This is a genomic window from Corynebacterium urinipleomorphum (genome assembly GCF_900155535.1).
Lineage (GTDB): Bacteria > Actinomycetota > Actinomycetes > Mycobacteriales > Mycobacteriaceae > Corynebacterium > Corynebacterium urinipleomorphum.
Genome location: NZ_LT706962.1, coordinates 16,530 through 36,203, shown reverse-complemented (window position 1 = coordinate 36,203; position 19,674 = coordinate 16,530). Strand labels below are relative to the sequence as shown.

General features: G+C 63.5%; 22 protein-coding genes, 1 tRNA gene and 1 riboswitch. Of the genes, 13 read left to right on the top strand and 10 right to left on the bottom strand.

Annotated features, from left to right (window positions below; all coding sequences use genetic code 11):
• Positions 1-112 precede the first annotated feature (112 nt).
• From CZ338_RS00830 to CZ338_RS00815, 4 genes are read left to right on the top strand one after another with little or no spacing between them, the layout of a single operon-like run.
• Positions 113-886: a 3'(2'),5'-bisphosphate nucleotidase CysQ gene (locus CZ338_RS00830; RefSeq protein ID WP_087116232.1), complete on the top strand. Its 774-nt coding sequence runs from the start codon at positions 113-115 to the stop codon at positions 884-886.
• A 41-nt stretch (positions 887-927) separates the two neighbouring features.
• Positions 928-1,734 (top strand): thymidylate synthase, encoded by an 807-nt coding sequence (locus tag CZ338_RS00825; protein WP_087116230.1) that lies wholly within the window; start codon positions 928-930, stop codon positions 1,732-1,734.
• Positions 1,731-2,243: a dihydrofolate reductase gene (locus CZ338_RS00820; RefSeq protein ID WP_087116228.1), complete on the top strand. Its 513-nt coding sequence runs from the start codon at positions 1,731-1,733 to the stop codon at positions 2,241-2,243. Before CZ338_RS00825 ends, CZ338_RS00820 begins: the two co-directional genes overlap by 4 nt.
• Before the next feature lie 5 nt (positions 2,244-2,248).
• Positions 2,249-2,521 carry a mycoredoxin gene (locus tag CZ338_RS00815; RefSeq protein WP_087116226.1) on the top strand — a complete coding sequence of 91 codons (273 nt, stop codon included), beginning with the start codon at positions 2,249-2,251 and terminating at the stop codon, positions 2,519-2,521.
• A gap of 207 nt (positions 2,522-2,728) precedes the next feature.
• Here the strand turns inward: CZ338_RS00815 and CZ338_RS00810 are convergent.
• Positions 2,729-2,801, bottom strand: a tRNA-Arg gene (locus CZ338_RS00810).
• 195 nt (positions 2,802-2,996) lie between these two features.
• Between CZ338_RS00810 and CZ338_RS00805 the strand changes: the two genes are divergently transcribed.
• From CZ338_RS00805 to CZ338_RS00795, 3 genes are read left to right on the top strand one after another with little or no spacing between them, the layout of a single operon-like run.
• Positions 2,997-4,142 (top strand): ABC transporter substrate-binding protein, encoded by a 1,146-nt coding sequence (locus CZ338_RS00805; protein ID WP_407919354.1) that lies wholly within the window; start codon positions 2,997-2,999, stop codon positions 4,140-4,142.
• A 30-nt stretch (positions 4,143-4,172) separates the two neighbouring features.
• Positions 4,173-5,258, top strand: a complete 1,086-nt coding sequence (locus tag CZ338_RS00800) for a FecCD family ABC transporter permease (protein ID WP_087116223.1) — start codon at positions 4,173-4,175, stop codon at positions 5,256-5,258.
• Positions 5,259-5,263: 5 nt separating this feature from the next.
• Positions 5,264-6,130 (top strand): ABC transporter ATP-binding protein, encoded by an 867-nt coding sequence (locus tag CZ338_RS00795; protein ID WP_087116221.1) that lies wholly within the window; start codon positions 5,264-5,266, stop codon positions 6,128-6,130.
• Between the two features lie 29 nt (positions 6,131-6,159).
• On the opposite strand, the gene CZ338_RS00790 is transcribed toward CZ338_RS00795, so the two are convergent.
• A complete protein-coding gene (locus tag CZ338_RS00790; RefSeq protein WP_407919350.1) occupies positions 6,160-6,498 on the bottom strand; it encodes a transcriptional regulator in 339 nt (112 codons plus the stop codon).
• Positions 6,495-6,932 carry a hypothetical protein gene (locus CZ338_RS00785; protein ID WP_143341220.1) on the bottom strand — a complete coding sequence of 146 codons (438 nt, stop codon included), beginning with the start codon at positions 6,930-6,932 and terminating at the stop codon, positions 6,495-6,497. Before CZ338_RS00785 ends, CZ338_RS00790 begins: the two co-directional genes overlap by 4 nt.
• A gap of 122 nt (positions 6,933-7,054) precedes the next feature.
• Between CZ338_RS00785 and CZ338_RS00780 the strand changes: the two genes are divergently transcribed.
• Complete coding sequence (locus CZ338_RS00780) at positions 7,055-8,044, top strand: DUF1906 domain-containing protein (RefSeq protein WP_087116218.1); 990 nt, start codon at positions 7,055-7,057, stop codon at positions 8,042-8,044.
• A 7-nt stretch (positions 8,045-8,051) separates the two neighbouring features.
• Here the strand turns inward: CZ338_RS00780 and CZ338_RS00775 are convergent, their stop codons facing one another.
• From CZ338_RS00775 to CZ338_RS00765, 3 genes are all read right to left on the bottom strand, one after another.
• Positions 8,052-8,888, bottom strand: a complete 837-nt coding sequence (locus CZ338_RS00775; RefSeq protein ID WP_087116216.1) for an aldo/keto reductase — start codon at positions 8,886-8,888, stop codon at positions 8,052-8,054.
• Entirely contained in the window at positions 8,889-9,248 is a 360-nt protein-coding gene (locus CZ338_RS00770; RefSeq protein WP_087116214.1) for an FKBP-type peptidyl-prolyl cis-trans isomerase, read from the bottom strand.
• Between the two features lie 176 nt (positions 9,249-9,424).
• Positions 9,425-10,720, bottom strand: coding sequence for a citrate synthase (locus CZ338_RS00765; RefSeq protein WP_087116212.1), 1,296 nt, complete (start codon positions 10,718-10,720; stop codon positions 9,425-9,427).
• A gap of 276 nt (positions 10,721-10,996) precedes the next feature.
• Here CZ338_RS00765 and serC point away from each other — a divergent pair, with 276 nt between their 5' ends.
• The 3 genes from serC to CZ338_RS00750 are packed head-to-tail and all read left to right on the top strand — an operon-like array spanning position 10,997 to position 14,203.
• A complete protein-coding gene (gene serC, locus CZ338_RS00760) occupies positions 10,997-12,127 on the top strand; it encodes a phosphoserine transaminase (protein WP_087116210.1) in 1,131 nt (376 codons plus the stop codon).
• A 57-nt stretch (positions 12,128-12,184) separates the two neighbouring features.
• The gene (gene sepH / locus CZ338_RS00755; RefSeq protein ID WP_087116208.1) at positions 12,185-13,342 is read left to right on the top strand and encodes a septation protein SepH; all 1,158 of its coding nucleotides are present in this window, start codon (positions 12,185-12,187) and stop codon (positions 13,340-13,342) included.
• Positions 13,343-13,351: 9 nt separating this feature from the next.
• On the top strand, positions 13,352-14,203 hold the full coding sequence (locus tag CZ338_RS00750) for a DUF6928 family protein (RefSeq protein WP_087116206.1): 852 nt from the start codon (positions 13,352-13,354) through the stop codon (positions 14,201-14,203).
• On the opposite strand, the gene CZ338_RS00745 is transcribed toward CZ338_RS00750, so the two are convergent.
• The 3 genes from CZ338_RS00745 to CZ338_RS00735 all read right to left on the bottom strand — a co-directional run bounded on the left by CZ338_RS00745 (position 14,200) and on the right by CZ338_RS00735 (position 17,344).
• The gene (locus CZ338_RS00745) at positions 14,200-15,030 is read right to left on the bottom strand and encodes a TrmH family RNA methyltransferase (RefSeq protein WP_087116204.1); all 831 of its coding nucleotides are present in this window, start codon (positions 15,028-15,030) and stop codon (positions 14,200-14,202) included. The genes CZ338_RS00750 and CZ338_RS00745 overlap by 4 nt on opposite strands.
• A 4-nt stretch (positions 15,031-15,034) precedes the next feature.
• A complete protein-coding gene (locus CZ338_RS00740) occupies positions 15,035-16,492 on the bottom strand; it encodes an NCS2 family permease (protein ID WP_087116757.1) in 1,458 nt (485 codons plus the stop codon).
• 126 nt (positions 16,493-16,618) lie between these two features.
• Positions 16,619-17,344: a DUF3027 domain-containing protein gene (locus tag CZ338_RS00735; RefSeq protein ID WP_087116756.1), complete on the bottom strand. Its 726-nt coding sequence runs from the start codon at positions 17,342-17,344 to the stop codon at positions 16,619-16,621.
• A 39-nt stretch (positions 17,345-17,383) separates the two neighbouring features.
• Between CZ338_RS00735 and CZ338_RS00730 the strand changes: the two genes are divergently transcribed.
• Together CZ338_RS00730 and CZ338_RS00725 are read left to right on the top strand one after the other, a co-directional pair.
• The gene (locus tag CZ338_RS00730; RefSeq protein WP_087116202.1) at positions 17,384-18,223 is read left to right on the top strand and encodes a glutaminyl-peptide cyclotransferase; all 840 of its coding nucleotides are present in this window, start codon (positions 17,384-17,386) and stop codon (positions 18,221-18,223) included.
• A gap of 36 nt (positions 18,224-18,259) precedes the next feature.
• Positions 18,260-18,781 (top strand): DUF2771 domain-containing protein, encoded by a 522-nt coding sequence (locus CZ338_RS00725; RefSeq protein WP_087116200.1) that lies wholly within the window; start codon positions 18,260-18,262, stop codon positions 18,779-18,781.
• 16 nt (positions 18,782-18,797) lie between these two features.
• Here the strand turns inward: CZ338_RS00725 and CZ338_RS00720 are convergent, their stop codons facing one another.
• Positions 18,798-19,181 carry a cold-shock protein gene (locus CZ338_RS00720; RefSeq protein WP_087116198.1) on the bottom strand — a complete coding sequence of 128 codons (384 nt, stop codon included), beginning with the start codon at positions 19,179-19,181 and terminating at the stop codon, positions 18,798-18,800.
• A gap of 316 nt (positions 19,182-19,497) precedes the next feature.
• Positions 19,498-19,667, top strand: a riboswitch (cyclic di-AMP (ydaO/yuaA leader).
• Positions 19,668-19,674: the final 7 nt, after the last annotated feature.

The following is a 19,674-nucleotide window of genomic DNA, read 5'->3' as shown; positions in this document are numbered from 1 at the left end:
CCACTACTTAACACTTGTGGGATGTTAAGTGGGAAGTTGAGTGTTATGTTCCCGTTGAAGTGCGACTAGCCACACCCCGCGGGGATAAGGCGCAACCGGTAAGGTCGAGTCCATGACGGCAACGTACTCGGACTCACGGTTGACTAACCTCATTGCGCTTGGCACGGGCGAGATTCTCAAGGGCATCCGCGGAGTGGGCCTCTTGCGCGGCCGGGAGCTGGGCGAGGCGGGCGACGACCTCGCACAGAACTGGATCGCGCGAGTCCTCGAACAGCACCGCCCGGAAGACGGCTTCTTGTCCGAGGAGGCTGTGGACGACCTCTCCCGACTGGACAACCCGCGTGTGTGGATCGTGGATCCGCTCGACGGCACCAAGGAATTCGCCACCGGCCGCCAGGACTGGGCTGTGCACATCGCGCTGGTGGAAAACGGCGTGCCCATCCACGCAGCCGTGGGTCTGCCGGACTTGGGCGTGGTGTTCAAGTCCTCCGATGTCCGCCACGTTGCCGGCCCCCTGTCCCGCAAGATCGCACTGTCCCACAACCGGCCGCCGGCTGTGGCGAAGTACGTGGCGGAGAAGATGGGCTTCGAGGCGGCTGGCATCGGATCCGCCGGAGCGAAGGCAATGCACGTGCTGCTCGGGGATTATGACGCATACATTCACGCCGGCGGCCAGTACGAGTGGGACCAAGCCGCCCCGGTGGGCGTCGCTCAGGCCGCTGGCTTGCACGCCTCCCGCCTCGACGGGTCCGAGGTGCGCTTCAACAATGAGGACACCTACATCCCCGACCTGCTGATCTGCCGCCCGGAGCTCACCGATGAAATTCTGGAGCATGCCGCGGCGTATAAGGAAGAGCACGGTAGCTACGAAGGCATTGCCAAGTAGCTGCGCCGCACGAAATTGCACAACCCGCAAAAGGTGAATGAATGACCGGGACTATCCCCACCCCGTACGAAGATCTGCTCCGGGAAATCCTGGCCAGCGGCACCCCGAAGTCGGACCGTACCGGTACGGGAACCATCAGCGTCTTCGGTAAGCAGCTGCGCTACGACCTTTCGGATTCCTTCCCGCTGTTGACTACTAAAAAGGTCTACTTCAAGGGAGTGGTCGGTGAGCTTCTGTGGTTCCTCAAAGGCGATTCGAACGTTCGCTGGCTGCAGGAGAATGGCATCCGCATCTGGAACGAATGGGCGGATGAGAACGGCGAGCTCGGCCCCGTCTACGGCGTGCAGTGGCGCTCGTGGCCCACCCCCGATGGGCAGCACATCGACCAGATTCAGAACGCGCTGGACCTGCTGCAGCAGGATCCGTCGTCACGCAGAAACCTCGTTTCCGCTTGGAACGTCGCCGAGCTAGACAAGATGGCGCTCATGCCGTGCCACCTGCTCTTCCAGCTCTATGTCGCCGACGGGAAGCTGTCCATGCAGGTCTACCAGCGTTCCGCGGACATGTTCTTGGGGGTACCGTTCAACATCGCGTCGTACGCCCTGCTGACGCACATGTTCGCCCAGCAGGCGGGCCTCGAGGTCGGCGAGCTGATTTGGACGGGCGGCGACTGCCACATCTACAACGACCACATTGAGCAGGTCAAAGAGCAGCTCTCCCGCGATCCACGCCCCTACCCGCAGCTGGAACTCACCAAGGCGGAGTCCATCTTCGACTACAGCTTCGAGGACATCGCGGTCACCGGCTACGACCCGCACCCGACCATCACCGCTCAGGTGTCCGTATGATCGGCGCGATTTGGGCGCAGTCCCTCGACGGCATCATCGGCGACGGTGCCGGAATGCCGTGGCACTTGCCCGAGGACCTCAAGCATTTCAAGGAGACCACGCTGGGCTGCCCCGTCATCATGGGCCGCCGCACGTGGGAATCGCTGCCCGTCACCCCGCTGCCCAGCCGCGCCAACATCATCATTTCCTCCCGCGAGGCGGGCCCATGGTCGAACGGCGCGTTCGTCTACCGCGATCTCCCAGACATCTCCGACGCCTGGATCATCGGCGGGGCTCAACTCTACGAAGCCACGCTCGACGAGGTCGACATCATTGAGCGCACGCTTATCGACGTCTCCCTAGCCCCCCTCCTCCCCCACAACGCCGTGCATGCACCGCGCATCACCGACGATTTCGCACTGGTCCGTGAGTCCGACTGGTTCACCTCCGAACGCGGCCGGCTGACGGTTCATGGCGCTGAGGCAACCCCGCTGCGCTACCGCTTCCAACGCTTTGAACGAAAGGCTTGATCCCCGTGGCTACTACTACTGAGACCACCTCCCCCGTCACCGTCTTCGCCACCAGCTGGTGCCCGTTCTGCACCAGGCTGCTGGCCGATCTGCGTAAAGCAGACGCCCCGCACGAGGTCGTCGACGTCGAAGCCCCCGGCAACGAGGACGCTTCCGCATGGGTCGAGTCCGTCAACAACGGCAACCGTGTCGTGCCAACAGTCCTCTACTCCGACGGCACCCACGCCACCAACCCGCCGGCCGGCGACGTGCTGGCAAAGCTCACCGAGCTGAACTAGCCCACGCGGAAGCCGTCTCCGGCGGGCCGCTCACGCCCGTGCCCCCACCAGCCCCTATTCGAAAGTCGGCATGAATGGGTGGGCATGAACTTAGTGGCCAGTTGGGATGCCCCCGGCGGCCAACGGTTCATGCCCATCAATTCATGCCAACTGAGAAAACTCACGGGTACCGCGCCACCGCGCACTGACTTGACCAGCGAAAATTTGCGCCCCAGAGAGGAATCGAACCTCCGACACCGGCTTTAGGAGAGCCGTGCTCTATCCACTGAGCTACTGAGGCAACGAGAAACTACGTTACAGGACCTTTCTCCGGGCGCGAAAGACGGGACGCCCTGCGATCCCGAACAGAGTCTTGATTTCAACTTAGGCATGCCTTAGCATGCGGAGAAATGCCCGAAATAAGCATAGGCTTACTTCTATTGAAAGGTGGATCGTGAATTTTCCACGCACACTCGCAGCGCTGCTGTTCTCGTTCATGGCAGTGCTCGGCCTCGCCGGCTGCTCGTCGGACTCCAGCAGCACCGACGGCGGCACTGACGACGGAGCTAAGAACGGCGAGACTGTCCTGACCGTCACCGACGCGGCGGGCCGCACCGTCGACTTCGATAAGCAGCCGGAGCGCATCCTCCTCGGTGAGGGCCGCGGGCTCTTCGCCACCTCGATCCTGCAGGACAACCCGTTCGAAAAGGTCGTCGCGTACGGCGATGACTTTGAGAAGGCCGCGCCGGCGATGCGCGAGAAGCTCTTGGAGAAGTTCCCGGAGGCGAAGGAGCTGCCCATGATCGGCTCCCTGCAGAAGGGCGACGTCACCGTGGAGAACTTGCTGGCGCAGAAGCCGGACGTCGTGGTGATGACTCTGGACCAGAAGAAGGTCGCGGAGCAGAACGGCTTCCTCACCAACATGGACGCGTTGGGCTTGAAGTACGTGTTCACGGACTTCCGCCAAGACCCGCTGTCCAACACCGAGGTATCGATGAAGCTGTTCGGCGACCTCTTCGGAAACAAAGACCGCGCCGAAGAGTACAACGCGTTCTGGAACGAGAAGGTCACCGGCATCACGGACCGTGTGGCTCAAACTACGGAGAAACCGAAGACCGCCGTGTGGATGGCAGCCGGCTTCAACGACTGCTGTTCCATCGCCGGCGACGCCAACATGGGCAAGCTCGTGGACGCAGCAGGCGGCCACAACATCGGTCCAGAGATCCTGGGCACTGACGAGACCACCATCACCCCGGAGAAGCTCGTCGAGGTCAACCCTGACAAGCTCATCGTCACCGGCGGCGAGTGGGCGCGCGACCCGCAGAAGACCGACGCATTCAGCCACGTTGAGCTGGGCTACCAGGCAGACGAAGCTGCGGCGCGCGAGTCCTTCGGCGGCCCGTTGAAGACGCCGGGCATGGAGCAACTGACGGCCCCGAAGGAAGGCAATTACTTCGCCGTCTACCATCAGTTCTACGACAGCCCGTACAACGTGTTCGCTCTCGAGGCATTTGCCAAGTGGCTCCACCCTGAGCAATTCGGAGATGTGGATCCGGCGAAGGACTTCGAGGACTTCAACGCTGAGTGGATGCCGTTCGAGTACAGCGGCACCTTCTTCCTCGACGGGTACAAAGCCGAGTAAGGCCACGTAGACAACCTAGAAAAGAGCTCAATGACCACACGCGTAGCGCCAGACTCCGACTTGAGAGAGGATTCGCCGGACCGTGCGATTGAAAGTTACCGTCGCAGGGGACGTCGAAAAGCATTAGCTATTGCTCTCCTCGTGCTCGGCGCTATCGCGAGCTTCCTCGTTGCGGTGGTCGTTGGGCCCATCGAGCTTTCGCTTAACGACGTCTTCCGTGCCGTCTTCGACCCCGAATCCGTCGACCAGCAGACTGAGACCGTCGTGCGGACTCTCCGCCTCCCCGCCGCGGTGATGGCGGTGCTCGTCGGTGCGTCGCTGGGGCTGTCCGGCGCGCAGATGCAGACGATCCTGGACAACCCGCTGGCTGAGCCGTTCACCCTCGGCATCTCTGCCGCCGCTGCTTTGGGCGCGGCGATCTCCATCGTCATGGGCTGGACGCTGATCCTGAACGCCCAGCTGAACCTGGCGCTCACCGCGGCACTGTCCGCCCTGTTCGCGGTGCTGATCATCGCGGGCGCAGCCATCTGGCGCGGCGCCAACGCGGAGTCCATGATTCTGCTCGGCATCGCCCTGTCCTTCTTCTTCCAGGCCGTTCTGTCGCTGCTGCAGTACGTGGCCAGCAATGAGGCCCTCCAGCAGATCGTGTTCTGGACCATGGGCTCCATGCAGCGCGCGTCCTGGACCGCGAACGCCGTGATCGCCGTTGTCCTGGCCCTGGCGATCCCCTTCTGCGTGGTCAACTCCTGGCGCCTCACGGCACTCCGGCTTGGCGACGACCGCGCCGCCGCCCTCGGCATCAACGTCCAGCGCCTGCGCGTGACCACCTTGGTCGTCGCCTCGCTCCTCGCCGCTGCATCTGTCGCGTTCACCGGCGTCATCGGCTTCATCGGCCTGGTCGGCCCGCACATCGCGCGCATGATCGTCGGCGAGGACCAGAAATTCTTCCTCCCCGGTGCCGCCGCCGCGGGCGCCATGCTGATGAGCCTCGCCTACGCCGTCTCCCTGTCGATCATTCCGGGCGTGGCCATCCCGCTCGGCATCATCACCTCTCTGGTCGGCGTACCGTTCTTCGTGTTCCTGATCTTCACCCGCACCCGCGGAAGGAGTGCTTAAGCCTCATGGCCATCAGCGCAAGCAATCTCACGGTGAGGTACGGGCGGGCCACCATCATCGACGGCATGACCTTCGGCCCGCTCGAGGACGGCAAGATCACCGGCCTCATCGGCCCGAACGGCGCCGGTAAATCGACGCTTGTGAAGACCCTCGCCGGCATCAACAAACCCACTGACGGCAGCAGTGACATCGTCGTCGACGGCCGCGCGCTGACGCCCAAGGAACGTGTGCAGGCCGTGGGGTACGTGCCGCAGGACATGCTCTCTCGCGCCACACTGACCGCTTTCGAGTCCGTCATGGTCTCCGCCCGCCGCCGCGGCGAAGGAACCGGAAACGCACTAGAGAAGACGGCGGCGGTCATGCACCGCCTGGGCATCACCAAACTGTCGGACCGCATGATCTCGGACATGTCCGGCGGCCAGCGCCAGCTCGTCGCTGTTGCGCAGATGCTCGTCCGCTCACCGCGCGTCATGCTTCTCGACGAACCCACCTCCGCCCTCGACCTCCGCCACCAGGTGGAGCTGCTGCAGATCATCCAGGATGAGGTCCGCGGCGACGACCGCCAAGCACTCGTCGCACTGCACGACCTGAACTTGGCCGCCCGCTTCTGCGATGAGTTGCTAGTGATCAAGGACGGACACGCCATCGCGAAAGGCACCCCTGCGGAAGTGCTCACCCCGGAACTTCTCGAGCGCGTCTATGGCATTTCCGCCCGCATCATCAACGACGCCGGCGTGCCGATCGTGTGCCCGGTGCTGCGCCTCCCCCGCCACGAGACTCCGACGGACGCCGGCCCGATGGACCCGGTCGCCGTCGACGCGGAGACAGCGGACCCCGACGTGATCGCTGCTGTCACGTCCGCCCGCACGTAGGCGGTTTTTCCGTTCGCCGCGGGGAACCTTTAATCTTCCGCAGGGGCCTGAGCTTTGTCGTCCTGTGGCTCGGCGTAACGGTTCAACGCTTCCAGATGCCCTTCAAGAGCTTTCTCGCCCGCCCGCGTGAGTGTCACCCACACAGTGTCTTTGGCCCGGCTCGAGCCGTATTCGCGGAAACGGGAGACATACCCATGTTCCTCGAGGACAGTGAGCTGTTTGGACAACGTGGCATCCGAAAGCTCGGTGATGTCGCGTAGCCGGGAGAATTTCATCTCACGGCGCGTCGTCCCCTCCGTCGCCCCGCCAGCGCGCAAAGCCGCGCAGATCTTCAAACGGTTCAGGGGGTGAATGACTGGGTCGATCAATGCCACCGCCTCCACGTCAGTCCGTAACCTGCGATTGTCACCGCAGCCACGATCGTGCCTACGACAATCCCGACGGCAGTATTGCCTTCGGGGTAGCGGTCCGCGAAGACCTGCATGGCAATGTAGGCCACCGTGTACAGGGCAATGAAGCCGAGGAACCTCTTCCAGCTCCAGTTATTTTCTTCCGCCTGCACGTCTTGCTTCACGGCTGTACGGACAGTTCGCTGACTGCCAGTATCTAGAACCAGCATCACAACCATCGCCGCAACGAGGACCAACAGCCCCCAGACATGGCCGGCGAGCATGATGCCGATGCCGAGACCGAAGACAATGCCGGCCACCGTGATCATCCCCCACGGGATAGGCGCTTGCGCGGCGCGGGCCTCAATGTCGCGGACGGCCGCGAGCGATTCATTCACCTCATTCGGATTCATGACATCTCCCTTGTTTTCCACATGAGCAAGCATGACATTTTCCAGTCGAGAAAACAAGGGTCCTTGTGAGACTATTTCATTTGCGCTGGATACTTGTTATTCATGTTGCTAGTGTTGCGCATGTGAATAGCAATGCTTTTTCCCGCCGCCGTTTCCTTGGCCGAGCCTCGGCTCTCGCACTCCTCGGCACGGCTGGCGTCGCCGGGGTGACCCGCATTCCGTCCGCCGACGCACAGAACCGGCGCCCCATTGGCACCGTGCTCGACTACGCAGCCGGCGTGCCGTCGGGCCGCTCCATCAAAGCAGCCGGACACATGGGTGCCGTGCGCTACGTCTCTCATGCCCGACCGGACTCAGTGAGCTGGATGAAGGCGAAGCCAGTCCGGATCGCCGAGACCAAGGATTTCGCTGCGAACGGCCTGTTCACCGCCTCCGTCTACCAGTTCGGCCGCGCCACCACCGCCGACTGGCTGCAGGGAGCTGTCGGGGCCGCCACCCACGCCCCACAGGCAATTCAACTTCACCGCGCTGCAGGCGGCCCGAACGGCAAACCGATCTACGTCGCCATCGACGACAACCCGACGCGTGAGCAATACACCAACCAGATCCGCCCCTACCTGCGGGCTTTCCAAGCAGCGTTGGCGGCCGCCGGCCTGAAGACGGGCGTGTATGGCAATTACAACACCATCCAGTGGTGCGTTGAAGACGGCATCGGTACCTACTTCTGGCAGCATGACTGGGGTTCAGGCGGCAAACTGCACCCGCGCGCGAATATCCACCAGAAGGCGAAGTGGCAGACGCATATCGACGGCCACCTTTGCGACATCAACAACGTCTACACCACCGACTGGGGCCAATGGCAGCCTGGGCAGACCGGTGCTCCCGCACCGGGGCCGCAGGCCAAGCCGTCCATCGACGCGCAGCTCACCCAGCCGAAGCAGCAGCCGCAGCCAGCGCCGGCATACAGGATCCCGGAGAACTCCTCACTGCCGGACTTCTCCTCCAACCCCACCCCGCAAGGCTTGTCCTCGGAGGCTGAGAACTTCGCGCGCAACCTCAACGCGCAAGACCTGAAGAACGCGGCGGAGTTCGCCCGCCAGTTCATCAAATAGCTCGGAATTACCCCGGGAAGGTGCGCGGGTCGTTGGACTGGCGGCGGCCCTGGACCGCGTCGAGGCGGGCCACCTCGTTGTCGCTAAGCGTGATGTCTAGCGCGCCGAAGTTCTCAACCAGCCGCTCCGGGTTGGCTGTCTTCGGGATGACGGAAATGCCGTGGGCCAAAAGATGCGCCAGCGCGATCTGGCCGGGTGTGGCGTCGTAGGCCTTGGCCGTTTCAGTGATCGCGGGTTCGCCGAGGATCTCTCCCCTGCCCAACGGAGCCCACGCTTCGGTGAGAATGCCGTGCTCGGAGTGGTAGGCGCGCAGCTCCGGCTGAGTGAAACCGGTGTGGAGCTCCACCTGATTCACTGCGGGAGCGACACCGGTGGCATCGATCAACGCATCGAGGGTCTCCTCGTAGAAGTTGGCTACGCCGACAGAGACGATATCGCCGCGGTCCCGAGCCTCAATCAACGCGCGGTACGCGTCGACGTACGTGCCGTTCTGCGGCCACGGCCAGTGCACCATGAACAGGTCCAAGTAATCCAGGCCCAGGCGCTTCAGGGATTCCCCGAACGCCTCCGCCGCGCGCAGCTGGTCGTCGTTCCACAGCTTCGAGGTGACAAAGAGCTCTTCGCGGGTGACGTCGCCGGCACGGGTAGCGTCGATAAGCGCTTGCCCCACAGCTTCCTCGTTGCCGTACAGGGACGCGGTGTCGAAGTGGCGGTAGCCGAGCTCGATAGCGCGGCGGATGAGCGCAACGGTCTCCGATGCGGGACCGTCGAGCTTGTATGTGCCCAGGCCGAGCCGCGGCATGGAAGCGCCGCTGTTCAACTCGAAGTGGTCAGCGGCGCCCATTTAGTTCGCCTCAAGCAGGTCGATGACGAAGACGAGGGTGCGGCCGGACAGCGGGTGGCCGCCCCCTGCCGGGCCGTACGCCTTCTCCGGCGGAATGGTCAGCTGACGGCGGCCGCCGACCTTCATGCCCGGAATGCCGTCCTGCCAGCCCTCGATGAGTCCGGCGAGCGGGAACTCAGCGGCCTCTCCGCGGTCCCAGGAGCTGTCGAACTCCTCAGCGGTCTGGTAGTCAACGCCCAAGTAGTGGACCTTGACCATGCCGCCGGCCTGCGCTTCTTCGCCCTCGCCCACGACGAGGTCTTCGATCACGAGGTCAGTGGGGGCCGGCTCATTGGGGACGTCGATGGTCGGCTTGTCCATAAAAGATTCTCCTTGACATTCGGTGCGGCGATCATGCGCACGGATTAGCACAGACGCTCTACGCAAAAACGCGACACCGCCGAAAAGATTACCGGGCCATTATAGGCCCGGTTTCTCAGATCGGCGGAATCGCGCTCAGTTTCGGGCAGCTTAGAAGCGACTGCCCGAAGGGATCATTACCGCTGGTCGCGCGGGACGAACTCGCGCTGGGTTGCGCCGGTGTAGATCTGGCGCGGACGGTTGATCTTAGAGTTCATTGCCAGCTGCTCGCGGTAGTGGGCGATCCAGCCCGGAAGGCGGCCGATGGCGAACAGGACGGTGAAGAAGTCCGTGGGGAAGCCCATCGCGCGGTAGATCAGGCCGGTGTAGAAGTCCACGTTCGGGTACAGCTTGCGCTCGATGAAGTAGTCGTCGCTCAGCGCGATCTCCTCGAGCTCCATAGCCAGGTCGAGCAGGCTGTCGCCGCCGAGGTGGTTGAGCACCTCGTGGGCGGACTCCTTGACGATGGCGGCGCGCGGGTCGTAGTTCTTGTACACGCGGTGGCCGAAGCCCATCAGGCGGACGCCCTTTTCCTTGTTCTTCACGCGGTTCATGAAGTCGGAAGCGTCGCCGCCGTTGTTGTTCTGGATGTCCTCGAGCATCTCAAGCACAGCCTGGTTAGCGCCGCCGTGCAGCGGGCCAGCCAGAGCGTTGATGCCGCCGGCGATGGAGACGAACATGTTGGCCTGCGCGGAGGCGATCATGCGCACGGTGGAGGTGGAGCAGTTCTGCTCGTGGTCCGCGTGCAGGATGAGCAGCTTGTCCAGGGCGTCCACGACGACCGGGTCGACCTCGTACGGCTCCGTCGGGTAACCGAACATCATGCGCAGGAAGTTCTCGCGCGGGTTCAGTGCGTTGTTCGGGTACATGTACGGCTTACCCTGCGATGCGCGGTAGGCGTATGCAGCCAACATGGGCACCTTAGCCATCAGGCGCACGGTGGCCTTGTCCAGCTGCTCCTCGTTCAACGGGTCAAGCTGGTCCTGGTAGTAGGCGGAGAGAATGTTCACGGAGGATGCCAGCACCGCCATCGGGTGGGCGTCGCGCGGGAAGACGTTGAACGCGGCCTTGAAGTCCTCGTCCAGCAGGGTGTGGTGGCGGATGTTGTCGTTGAACTTCTCCAGTTCATCCGTCGTCGGCAGCTCACCGTTGATGAGCAGGTAGGAGACCTCGTTGAAGGTGGCCTTGTTAGCCAGGTCTGCAATGTCGTAACCGCGGTAGCGGAGAATACCGGCATCGCCGTCAATGTAAGTGATCTTGGACTCGGTCGAGCCGGTGGAGACGTACCCCGGATCGAAGGTGACCAGGCCGGTCTCGCCTAGGAGGTTACCTAGGACGAAGCCGTCGTTGCCCTCGGTGGCACGGATGAAGTCCATCTCGTACTCGCCGCCGGGGTACTGCAGTACCGCTTTGTCCTGATTCTCAGAAGCCACAGTGAACCTTTCACAGAGTCGTTGGGCGGTGCGTGCCCGGCCCCGGCGCGACCACCATAAAAAGAGGTAGTCGCCCGCACACATAAGCATGCACCGAAATTGACATGAGCCAACTCTATCAGCAGATGTGACAACCGCGACACTGTTTTGCGCTAGCGGGGACCACCACAAGTACCCCCGCCGAACCCCGTGCATAATTCCATCTGGTGGACGCAGTGTTTCAGTTAAAGTAAACGGAATACTGCATACTTTCACGTGATTTGTAAAGGGGCTTCCATGACTGATTACCCAGCACTTCCCGCAGAATTCGCGCCCGGCGACGGCCGTTTCGGATGCGGCCCGTCCAAGGTGCGGCCTTCCCAGATCGAGGCGCTGAGCAAAGGCGCGATCACTGTCATGGGCACTTCCCACCGCCAGCCCGAGGTGAAGAACCTCGTCGGTAGCGTGCGTGAAGGTCTGACCGAGCTGTTCTCGCTGCCGGAAGGCTACGAGATCGTTCTGTCCCTCGGTGGCGCGACCGCGTTCTGGGACGCGGCGACCTTCGGTCTCATCGAGAACAAGTCCGCCCACCTCACCTACGGTGAGTTCTCCTCCAAGTTCGCTAAAGCATCCAAGCAGGCACCGTGGCTCGAGGAGCCGTCAATCGTCGAGTCCGAGCCGGGCACCGCGCCGGACCCCAGTGCGCTCGACGGCACCGACGCAGACGTGGTCGCATGGGCGCACAACGAGACGTCCACAGGCACGATGGTGCCTGTCACCCGCCCGGACACCGACGCGCTCGTGCTTATCGACGCCACCTCGGGTGCCGGCGGCCTCCCCGTCGACATTTCTCAGACCGACGCCTACTACTTCTCCCCGCAGAAGTCCTTCGCCTCCGACGGCGGCCTGTGGCTGGCGGCGATGAGCCCGGCGGCGATCGAGCGCATCGCCAAGATCAAGGAGTCCGGCCGCTTCATTCCGGCGTTCCTGGACCTGCAGACAGCCGTGGACAACTCGCGCAAGAACCAGACCTACAACACCCCGGCCGTGGGCACTTTGCTCATGCTCGCCGACCAGGTGAAGTGGATGAACGAGAACGGCGGCCTCGACGGCATGGTGAAGCGCACCCGCGCGAACTCCGAGGCGCTGTACTCCTGGGCGGAGAACCACGAGCACGCCACCCCGTTCGTCGCGGAGGCGGACAAGCGCTCCTACGTGGTGGGCACGATCGACTTCGACGAGTCCATTGACGCCGCTGAGCTGGCTAAGGCGCTGCGCGCGAACGGCATCATCGACACGGAGCCGTACCGCAAGCTGGGCCGCAACCAGCTGCGCATCGGCATGTTCCCGGCAGTGGACACCGAGGACGTGACCAAGCTGACCGGCGCGATCGACTTCCTTCTGGGCCAGGGAGTCGGTGCGAAATAAGGGGGTTCGCAGCCGTTAAGGTAGGTCAGTGAACGACACCCGTGTAAGGAGTTGGGGATGCGCGAGCTCTTTGTAGTTGCCGAAGAATCGACGGACACCGTCTGGGTGCTGCGCACCGATGACGGCGAGCGGTTCCGCATCCCCCGCGCCGACCTCCGCGAGGCGGGCGAACCCGATCCCGTCCTGTTCGAGGCCCAGCGCGACTACTCCGGCGGGTACACCGACACCTTTGACAATTCCCGCGACGATTACGAGATCGTCGACGCCGAGCTTATCGACGAACCGTCCCGCCCCACCTTCACCGTCTACTCCGGCGAGGACTTCGAGTCCCCTGCTGAGCCCGCAGAGTCCGCTGAGCCCGCCGATCCGGCTGAGTTCAGCGAACGGGCCGAAGACGATGAGCCTGAGCAGCCGCTCGAGCCGGAACCGATAGCCCAGGTGGAGCAGGCTGAACCTGAGGAACCCGTGCGCACTCCCGTGGAGCCGGACCCGCTCTTCTCCACTCCCCTGTCGCTGCGTCCGAATGAGATCCAGGCCCGGATCCGCGCAGGCGCGGATACCGCAGCACTAGCGGAGGAAATGGGTGTGGCCGAAAGCCGCGTGGAGCCCTACGCCCACCCGGTCTTGTTGGAGCGCGCTCAGGTGGCTGAGGCCGCCAAGCAGTCGCACCCGGTGCGAGATGACGGTACCGCGCCGGACACTCTCTTTGAGATCTTGGCGCTGGCTTTCGCTGCGCGCGGCCACGCCTTGTCCGAAGCTCACTGGGATGCGGTCCGCGAAGCTGGCGAGCCATGGGTCGTGCGTGTGACGTGGCAGGCGGGCCTGCAGGAGCACAGCGCGGAATGGTTCTTCCGCCGTTCCATGGGCAGCCCGGCGACCACTGAACCGCGCGACCCGGTCGCGGCGGACCTCATCGACCCGTCCTTTGCCCAGCCGGTGCGCTCCTTGTCCGCGCGCAATAGCTACGTTCCCGTCGACGAACCAGAGTGGGACGACGAGGACACCGCTCACGCGCAGCAGTCTGACAACGCGGCCAGTGAGAGCGACGACGAGCTGTCCACCACCCAGACGCAGCCCAACGTCTTCGCCGAGGGCGAGTTCCTGCAGAACCCCGATGCGGAGGACAAACCACAGAAACGCCGCAGAAAAGCTGTCACCCCGCATTGGGAGGACGTGCTTCTCGGTGTGCGCACCAACACCAAGCGGCCGAAGTAGGCGGGAACTATGAGCTTCCCGGCAGTAGTGACTTTTTGGTACGTGGGCGCAGCTAACCCGGCAGCAGTGCTGGAGGCGGAACCTAAAGCCGACCGCGGATTCGGCCGCAAACTCTTGGCGCAACTGAATCCGCGATGGCCCATTACTCCAATCGGCCAATTCCCCCTCAACCGGTCCACCAAGCCGTCCCGGGCGGAGTTCTACATCGCGGGATACCCCGGCGTAGCAGTCCTGCAGACCTTCGTTGAGGATTGCGGGAAGCTGTCGGAGATCTCCCCGGAGCTCCTGTCCGCCGTGCCTGCATCGGACGTGTACGTGCTCGCGGAAGGAATCGGTGAGGGCGCCGGCTACGGCGGGTTCGCGCACTTCGCCGGTGAGACCGTCACCCGCAGCCTTAGTGCCACCCGCACCGCGCTATTGGAGGACCTCGGTCTGCCCGAGCCGTTCGAGGCCCCGTTCTGGGCTGGAGAGCGCGCGGAACAGATCGGCGGGATCTCCCTGCCTTTCGAGCCGGTGGACCTCATGCACGCCGCGGAATCAGCATGGCTCGGGGTTGATGTCTCCCCCAGCGGGCCGGACATCAACGTCGTCGGTTATGCCGTGGACGGCCGCCCGGAGCCGAAGGTGGAGCCGCGCGAACCGAAGGCGAAGGATGTCACGGAGGTCGCCGCGAAGTTCGCCAGCCCGAACGCGGACTACGACGATTACGAGGAGACTAGCGACGAGGACCAGGGCGGAGAGTTCGCCCAACTCGCGGACGCGTCGGCAGCCGCTGCCCGTCGTGTCGGCCGGGGACTGACACGACGCTGGCGGAACCTCAAAGACACTGTCGTGGAGAAGATCCGCCACTCGGACCGTTAACGGCTGAGGTTGAGTGAGCGGTCCCTCTCGTAGAACGCTATCGCGGCCGAGGTGGCCACGTTGAGGGAGTCCGTGCCGTTCGCCATGGGGATGCGAGCGCGGATGTCGGTGGCGCGCATCGCGTGCTCCGTCAGGCCGGGGCCTTCGCCGCCGACGAGGAGGGCGACTTTCTCGTAGGGGGCACCGGTGCCGTCGACAAGCGCGTCGGCGAGATGCTCCGCCCGCTCGTCGGGGGTGAGCGAGACGAGGTGGAACCCGGCTTCGCGCAGTTGCTCGAGCGAGCGCTGCCACGTGGTCACGGTGCCCTCGAGATGCGCGAACGGGAGGCGCAGCACGTGCCCCATGGACACGCGGACGCTGCGGCGGTACAGCGGATCGGCCGTGCCCGCACCGAGCAGTACACCATCGACACCCATGCCGGCGGCGTTGCGGAAGATCGCGCCGATATTCTCGTGGTCCCCGACCCCTTCCAGTACCACGAGCGTGTTCGCGTCCAGCAGCTTATCGACGGGCCATTCCGGCGCCCGGTCCGCTACCGCGATGAGTCCGCGGTGCATGTCGTAACCGGCGACCTCGGCGAGCAGTTCGCGGGTGACGGAGTACACGGGGACGTCGATAGGCGGCAAGCCCTCTTCTGCCCGCTGGGCGAAGAATGTGGCGAGCTTTTTCTCGAATCCCACGACGCACCGCAGCGGGTAGCGCGAATCAATGACGCGACCGGCCACAAGCGGGCCTTCGCCGAACACGAGGCCCTTGGTGTTGTCCATGGTCTTTAGGTCTCGGACGTCATCCAGCCGCGGATCGGCGGGGTCGGTGATGGCAATCATGGTGTTAGGAGATCGCCGCCATGATCGGGTCCATGGCGAAGAACACCACGAACAGCGCAGAGATCAGCCACATGATCCAGTGGACCTCCTTCGCCTTGCCCGCGAAGACCGCGAACAGCGCGAAGGTGATGAAGCCGATGCCGATGCCGTCGGCGATGGAGTACGTGAACGGCATGGCCACGATGGTGAGGAAGGACGGCAAGGCGATGTGGAACTGCGTCCAGTCAATCTCGGTCACCTGCATCATCATCAGCGCACCGACAATGACCAGCACCGGTGCGGCTGCCTCGATGGGCACGATCTCGTAGAGCGGGGTGAAGAACATCGCGGCCAGGAACAGCAGGCCGGTGACAATGTTGGCCAGACCGGTGCGCGCACCGTCGGCAATGCCTGCGGAGGAGTCGACGTACACGGTGGCGGACGACGCGGAGCCCGCACCGCCGACGATAGCGCCGAAGCCCTCGACAACAAGAGCCTTCTTCATGTCCGGCAGCTCACCGTTCTCGTCGACGAGGTCAGCCTGGCGGCCCAGTGCCGTCATGGTGCCCATCGCGTCGAAGAAGTTAGCCAAAACCAGGGTGAACACCAGCAGCGATGCGGTGACCACACCGATGTGGGTGAAGGCACCGATGAGGTCCACCTTGCCCACGATGGACAGGTCCGGGATGCCGCCGAGGGAATCCGGCAGGCTCGGCACAGCGAGGTTCCAGCCAGTGGGGCCGTTCTCCGCGGACGAGCCTGCGCCGGTAGCAGCTTCGACAGCCAGAGCGATGAGGGTGTTCAGGACGATACCGATGAACAGGCCGCCCGGGATCTTGCGCGCCACCATGAAGCCGCAGATGAACAGGCCGAGGATGAAGACCAGCGTCGGCCAGGACGCGATGGAGCCGTTGATGCCCAGCTGGACCGGGACCGTGGTCATCGCTTCATCCGGGATGCGGCGGACAAAGCCCGCGTCCACGAAACCGATGAGCGAGATGAACATGCCGATGCCCACGCCGATCGCGGCCTTCATCGACGGCGGGATCGCGCGGAACACTGCAGTGCGGAAGCCGGAGATGGCCAGCAGCACGATGATGATGCCGTCGATGACCACGAGACCCATCGCTTCAGGCCATGTCAGGCCCTCATTACCCACCAGCGTGACTGCGACGAGGGTGTTCAGGCCCAGGCCGGCCGCGATGCCGAACGGGTAGTTGGCCACCACACCGAACAGGATGCACATGATGCCGGCGACAAGGGCCGTGGCCGCTGCCACCTGCGGAATGCCCAGCACGGTGCCTCCCGAATCGGCGCCGGTGCCCAGGATGAGCGGGTTGAGCAGGACGATATACGCCATGGCGAAGAACGTGACCACACCGGCACGCACCTCGCGGCCGACGGTGGAGCCGCGCTCAGAAATGTGGAAGAAACGGTCGAGACCGGAAGACTGTTCTTCTGCCCCGTTTGGTGCGCCGGCCACCTTCGTGGACCCGGACGTGTTCGTCGTGTCACTCACTGTGATTCCCCTGACGTTTGCATGTCAATAACGGCAATAGCGTCCCACTGACAGCGCGAAAATCAAAATGAGCGGTGTGGGCGGGAGGGGCTAGTACAGGGGCTTTTCGTCGTCGTAAAGCTCGCTGCGCGGCGTTGCGTCCTCGATGTCCACCTTTGTCTCCGAGTGCGCGCCGCAGCCGTACACTGCGGAAACAACGTGTCCGTCCGCGGAGTACTCGTTAGCGCAAATGCCGAAGTTCTTGCCCACCGGCTCCGCCGCGGGAATGTAGAAGGCGCATGTGCGGCACTGAAGCGCGGCTTGTGATGCGTGCTCCGAATTCGGGCCGAACTCCCCGCGGCGCCACCGCTCCTTCGCGTCCTTCAAACCGGTAGTTGTCAGATACTGCTTGGTATCCCGGCCCATGAACACCACCGCGTCCTTGGAGAAGGAATCGTCGGTGAGACGCTCGTCATCCGGTGCGGGCTCCATGAGATCGCCCGGCCCTAAATCGCCGGGGCGGACCCGCTCCGTGTAGGGCACCCAGTCCGGCGCCTGCAATGCGTCGCCCGTTGGTGCGGGCACGAGCGCGACTTCGTTGACGGTGATGTAGTCCGTCCCGGTCGCGCACGCCAACACCGCATTCCACTCCCAGCCGGGATAACCGGGCACATCCGCCTCAAACCGGTGAGTGGCCACGTTGGAGCTCAGCCCCGAAACGCCGATGTGGTCGCCGACCTCGCCGTGGTCGAGCTCAAGCAACGCCTCGCGCGCAATGCGCACCGCGCGGTCGCCGAGCAACGGTCCTGCTTTCTTGTCGTTTCTTCTCCGGGGCACGCACACCATTATGGCCGACGCTGTTGCAAGATAGACCTTATGGTCCATCTCCCCCGTGCCGCTGCCGTCGTGTCGTCCGTGTCCATCGTCTCCCTCGCAGCGCTCATGAGCGCCTGCAGTCCTGCAGGTTCCGGGGACAACTCCACAACAGAAGAGGTGGTGGACACCGCCGATATGGTGGACATGCTCACTGTGAAAGTGGACGAGACGCTCCCGTTCGATCAAACGAGCTTCACGCAAGGCCTCGAGGTAGCACCGGACGGAACGCTCTACGTCGCCACCGGCATGGAGGGTGAATCCCGCATCTACCGCACCACCACTGACGGAAAAGAGTTGGCCAGCAAGGACCTTGACCCGACATTCTTTGGAGAAGGCATCACGCGCGTGGGCGACCACCTGTGGCAGCTGACGTGGCAGAACAACACCGCCATCAAGCGCGATGCCACCACGCTCGAGGAGGTCGACCGGGCGGCTTTCGACGGCGAAGGATGGGGGCTTTGCTACCGCCAGGATGCGGACGAGGTGATCTTCTCTGACGGCTCAGCCGAACTGCGCCGAATGGATCCGGACACGCTCACGGAACGCGGACGCTTTACCGTCCGCTACCACGGCAAACCGATCACAGGCCTCAACGAGTTGGAGTGCGTCGGTGACGACATTTATGCCAACGTGTTCACCACCACAGACATCGTGCGCATCGACGCCGAGACAGGCCGTATCGAGGCGCGTATCGACGCCTCCGCCCTCCCCAACAACGCCACCCCCGACCCCAACCACGTCCTGAACGGCATCGCCCACATCCCGGGCAGCGACGGCGAGTTCTACCTCACCGGAAAACGCTGGCCGGACATGTACCGGGTCACCTTTGAACCGAAGTAATCCTCCGTAAACACCGCAACGTTAGACTGCGTAGTCATGGTGGAAAGCAAGGCAGGAAAGTCCAATACCGCACTCACGGTGGCATTGATCGCGGTCTCAGTCATAGCCATCGTCACTGGCCTGTACTTCTTTTTGAACTGGCAGGACAGCCGCCCGACCACTCCGCCCGACCAGCTTGAAGTCACAGCGACCGCAGACGGAGAAGATGTGGTCTCGCGGCCGTTCAGCGTGTGCGAGTTTGGCGCCGAGTGCCCGGAAGGCGATGTCGCGCGCATCGACGCGACCGGTGCCGAGTCCATCCGCATCAGCGTGCCGAAGGATGTCGCGCAGCAGCAATGGTCTGTGCTGAGCATTTACGACGACCCGGCCGCGAACACCGAGCGCACCTTCACCCCCGGCGAGGCCGATGAGGTGGATATCCCGCTGACCACCGACAACGACGGTAACGAGGCCCGTCTCGTAGTCATGGAAGTCTCCGCACTCCTCGTGGGTACGGACGACAATAACGAAGAAACCCCCGTCGTGACCACGTGGGCATTCACGACGGAGGCTAGTTAGAACGTCGGGCAGGCGTCTACGCGTCGAGTTCCTTGGCCACCGCGCGGAGAATCTCAGCGATCTGGCGCGATTCCTTGCGCTCGGGGTAGCGCCCCGCATCCAACGCCGGCTGCACCTGGGTCTCCAGCATGGACATGACATCCGCGAGCATGCTGGCGAGCTCCGCCGGCTTGCGGCGGTGCACCGGGCGACGGCGCGGCTCATCGAGCACCTTCACTCGCAGCGCCTGGGGGCCGCGGCGGCCGGCCGCGAAGTCGAACTCGATCCGCTGGCCAGCGAAGAGCTCATCAACGCCCTCGGGCAAGACGTTCTTACCCACGTAGACATCCTCGTCCCCCGGGTTAGAGGCGAATCCGAAGCCTTTCTCGGCATCGAACCACTTCACTTTTCCTACTGGCATGCGCGATCACCACCGATGGTCGAAATAATTCAAAGGATTCAGTGTAGCGCTCGCGTCCCCGAGCGCCTAGTCCCGCCTGAACGCGACACGCTGGCACAGCACCTTGTGGGGCACGTCACTTTCCACACTTTTCCACAGGTGAGAGCCCCTTAGGTGGCCCCTATTCAAGCCACACTTTTCACACGCATCACAAAACGTGCCAGGAACGTGACTCAATCGTTATAAACCGATACAGTCTTGGGCATGCCCCGAGAACGGGCGTGACCTTTATATCTGCCAGCCACGTTCAGTTTTGTCCGGCTGGCACGAGAACAAGCAAGTACCCGAGTACAAATCCATAGGACAAAAGCGGGGGACCCACCCGCGCGACAGATGTCGTGCACCGCGGAGCGATCCGCTCGGGGTGAAGCCGCCACAAGCGGCCAGGCGCCCACAACCTCAGCCTGAACCCGACAGCTCACCTCGCAGACGTAGAACAAGAGAGGAAACACAC

What these genes read in the sequence shown, in the direction of transcription:
- CZ338_RS00795 (WP_087116221.1), top strand. Translation starts at nt 5,264, where the DNA reads ATGGCCATCAGCGCAAGCAATCTCACGGTGAGGTACGGGCGGGCCACC.
- CZ338_RS00750 (WP_087116206.1), top strand. Translation starts at nt 13,352, where the DNA reads ATGAGCTTCCCGGCAGTAGTGACTTTTTGGTACGTGGGCGCAGCTAAC.
- CZ338_RS00805 (WP_407919354.1), top strand. Translation starts at nt 2,997, where the DNA reads ATGGCAGTGCTCGGCCTCGCCGGCTGCTCGTCGGACTCCAGCAGCACC.
- sepH (WP_087116208.1), top strand. Translation starts at nt 12,185, where the DNA reads ATGCGCGAGCTCTTTGTAGTTGCCGAAGAATCGACGGACACCGTCTGG.
- CZ338_RS00720 (WP_087116198.1), bottom strand. Translation starts at nt 19,181, where the DNA reads ATGCCAGTAGGAAAAGTGAAGTGGTTCGATGCCGAGAAAGGCTTCGGA.
- CZ338_RS00800 (WP_087116223.1), top strand. Translation starts at nt 4,173, where the DNA reads ATGACCACACGCGTAGCGCCAGACTCCGACTTGAGAGAGGATTCGCCG.
- CZ338_RS00745 (WP_087116204.1), bottom strand. Translation starts at nt 15,030, where the DNA reads ATGATTGCCATCACCGACCCCGCCGATCCGCGGCTGGATGACGTCCGA.
- CZ338_RS00830 (WP_087116232.1), top strand. Translation starts at nt 113, where the DNA reads ATGACGGCAACGTACTCGGACTCACGGTTGACTAACCTCATTGCGCTT.
- serC (WP_087116210.1), top strand. Translation starts at nt 10,997, where the DNA reads ATGACTGATTACCCAGCACTTCCCGCAGAATTCGCGCCCGGCGACGGC.
- CZ338_RS00730 (WP_087116202.1), top strand. Translation starts at nt 17,384, where the DNA reads ATGGTCCATCTCCCCCGTGCCGCTGCCGTCGTGTCGTCCGTGTCCATC.
- CZ338_RS00725 (WP_087116200.1), top strand. Translation starts at nt 18,260, where the DNA reads ATGGTGGAAAGCAAGGCAGGAAAGTCCAATACCGCACTCACGGTGGCA.
- CZ338_RS00770 (WP_087116214.1), bottom strand. Translation starts at nt 9,248, where the DNA reads ATGGACAAGCCGACCATCGACGTCCCCAATGAGCCGGCCCCCACTGAC.
- CZ338_RS00775 (WP_087116216.1), bottom strand. Translation starts at nt 8,888, where the DNA reads ATGGGCGCCGCTGACCACTTCGAGTTGAACAGCGGCGCTTCCATGCCG.
- CZ338_RS00785 (WP_143341220.1), bottom strand. Translation starts at nt 6,932, where the DNA reads ATGAATCCGAATGAGGTGAATGAATCGCTCGCGGCCGTCCGCGACATT.
- CZ338_RS00820 (WP_087116228.1), top strand. Translation starts at nt 1,731, where the DNA reads ATGATCGGCGCGATTTGGGCGCAGTCCCTCGACGGCATCATCGGCGAC.
- CZ338_RS00825 (WP_087116230.1), top strand. Translation starts at nt 928, where the DNA reads ATGACCGGGACTATCCCCACCCCGTACGAAGATCTGCTCCGGGAAATC.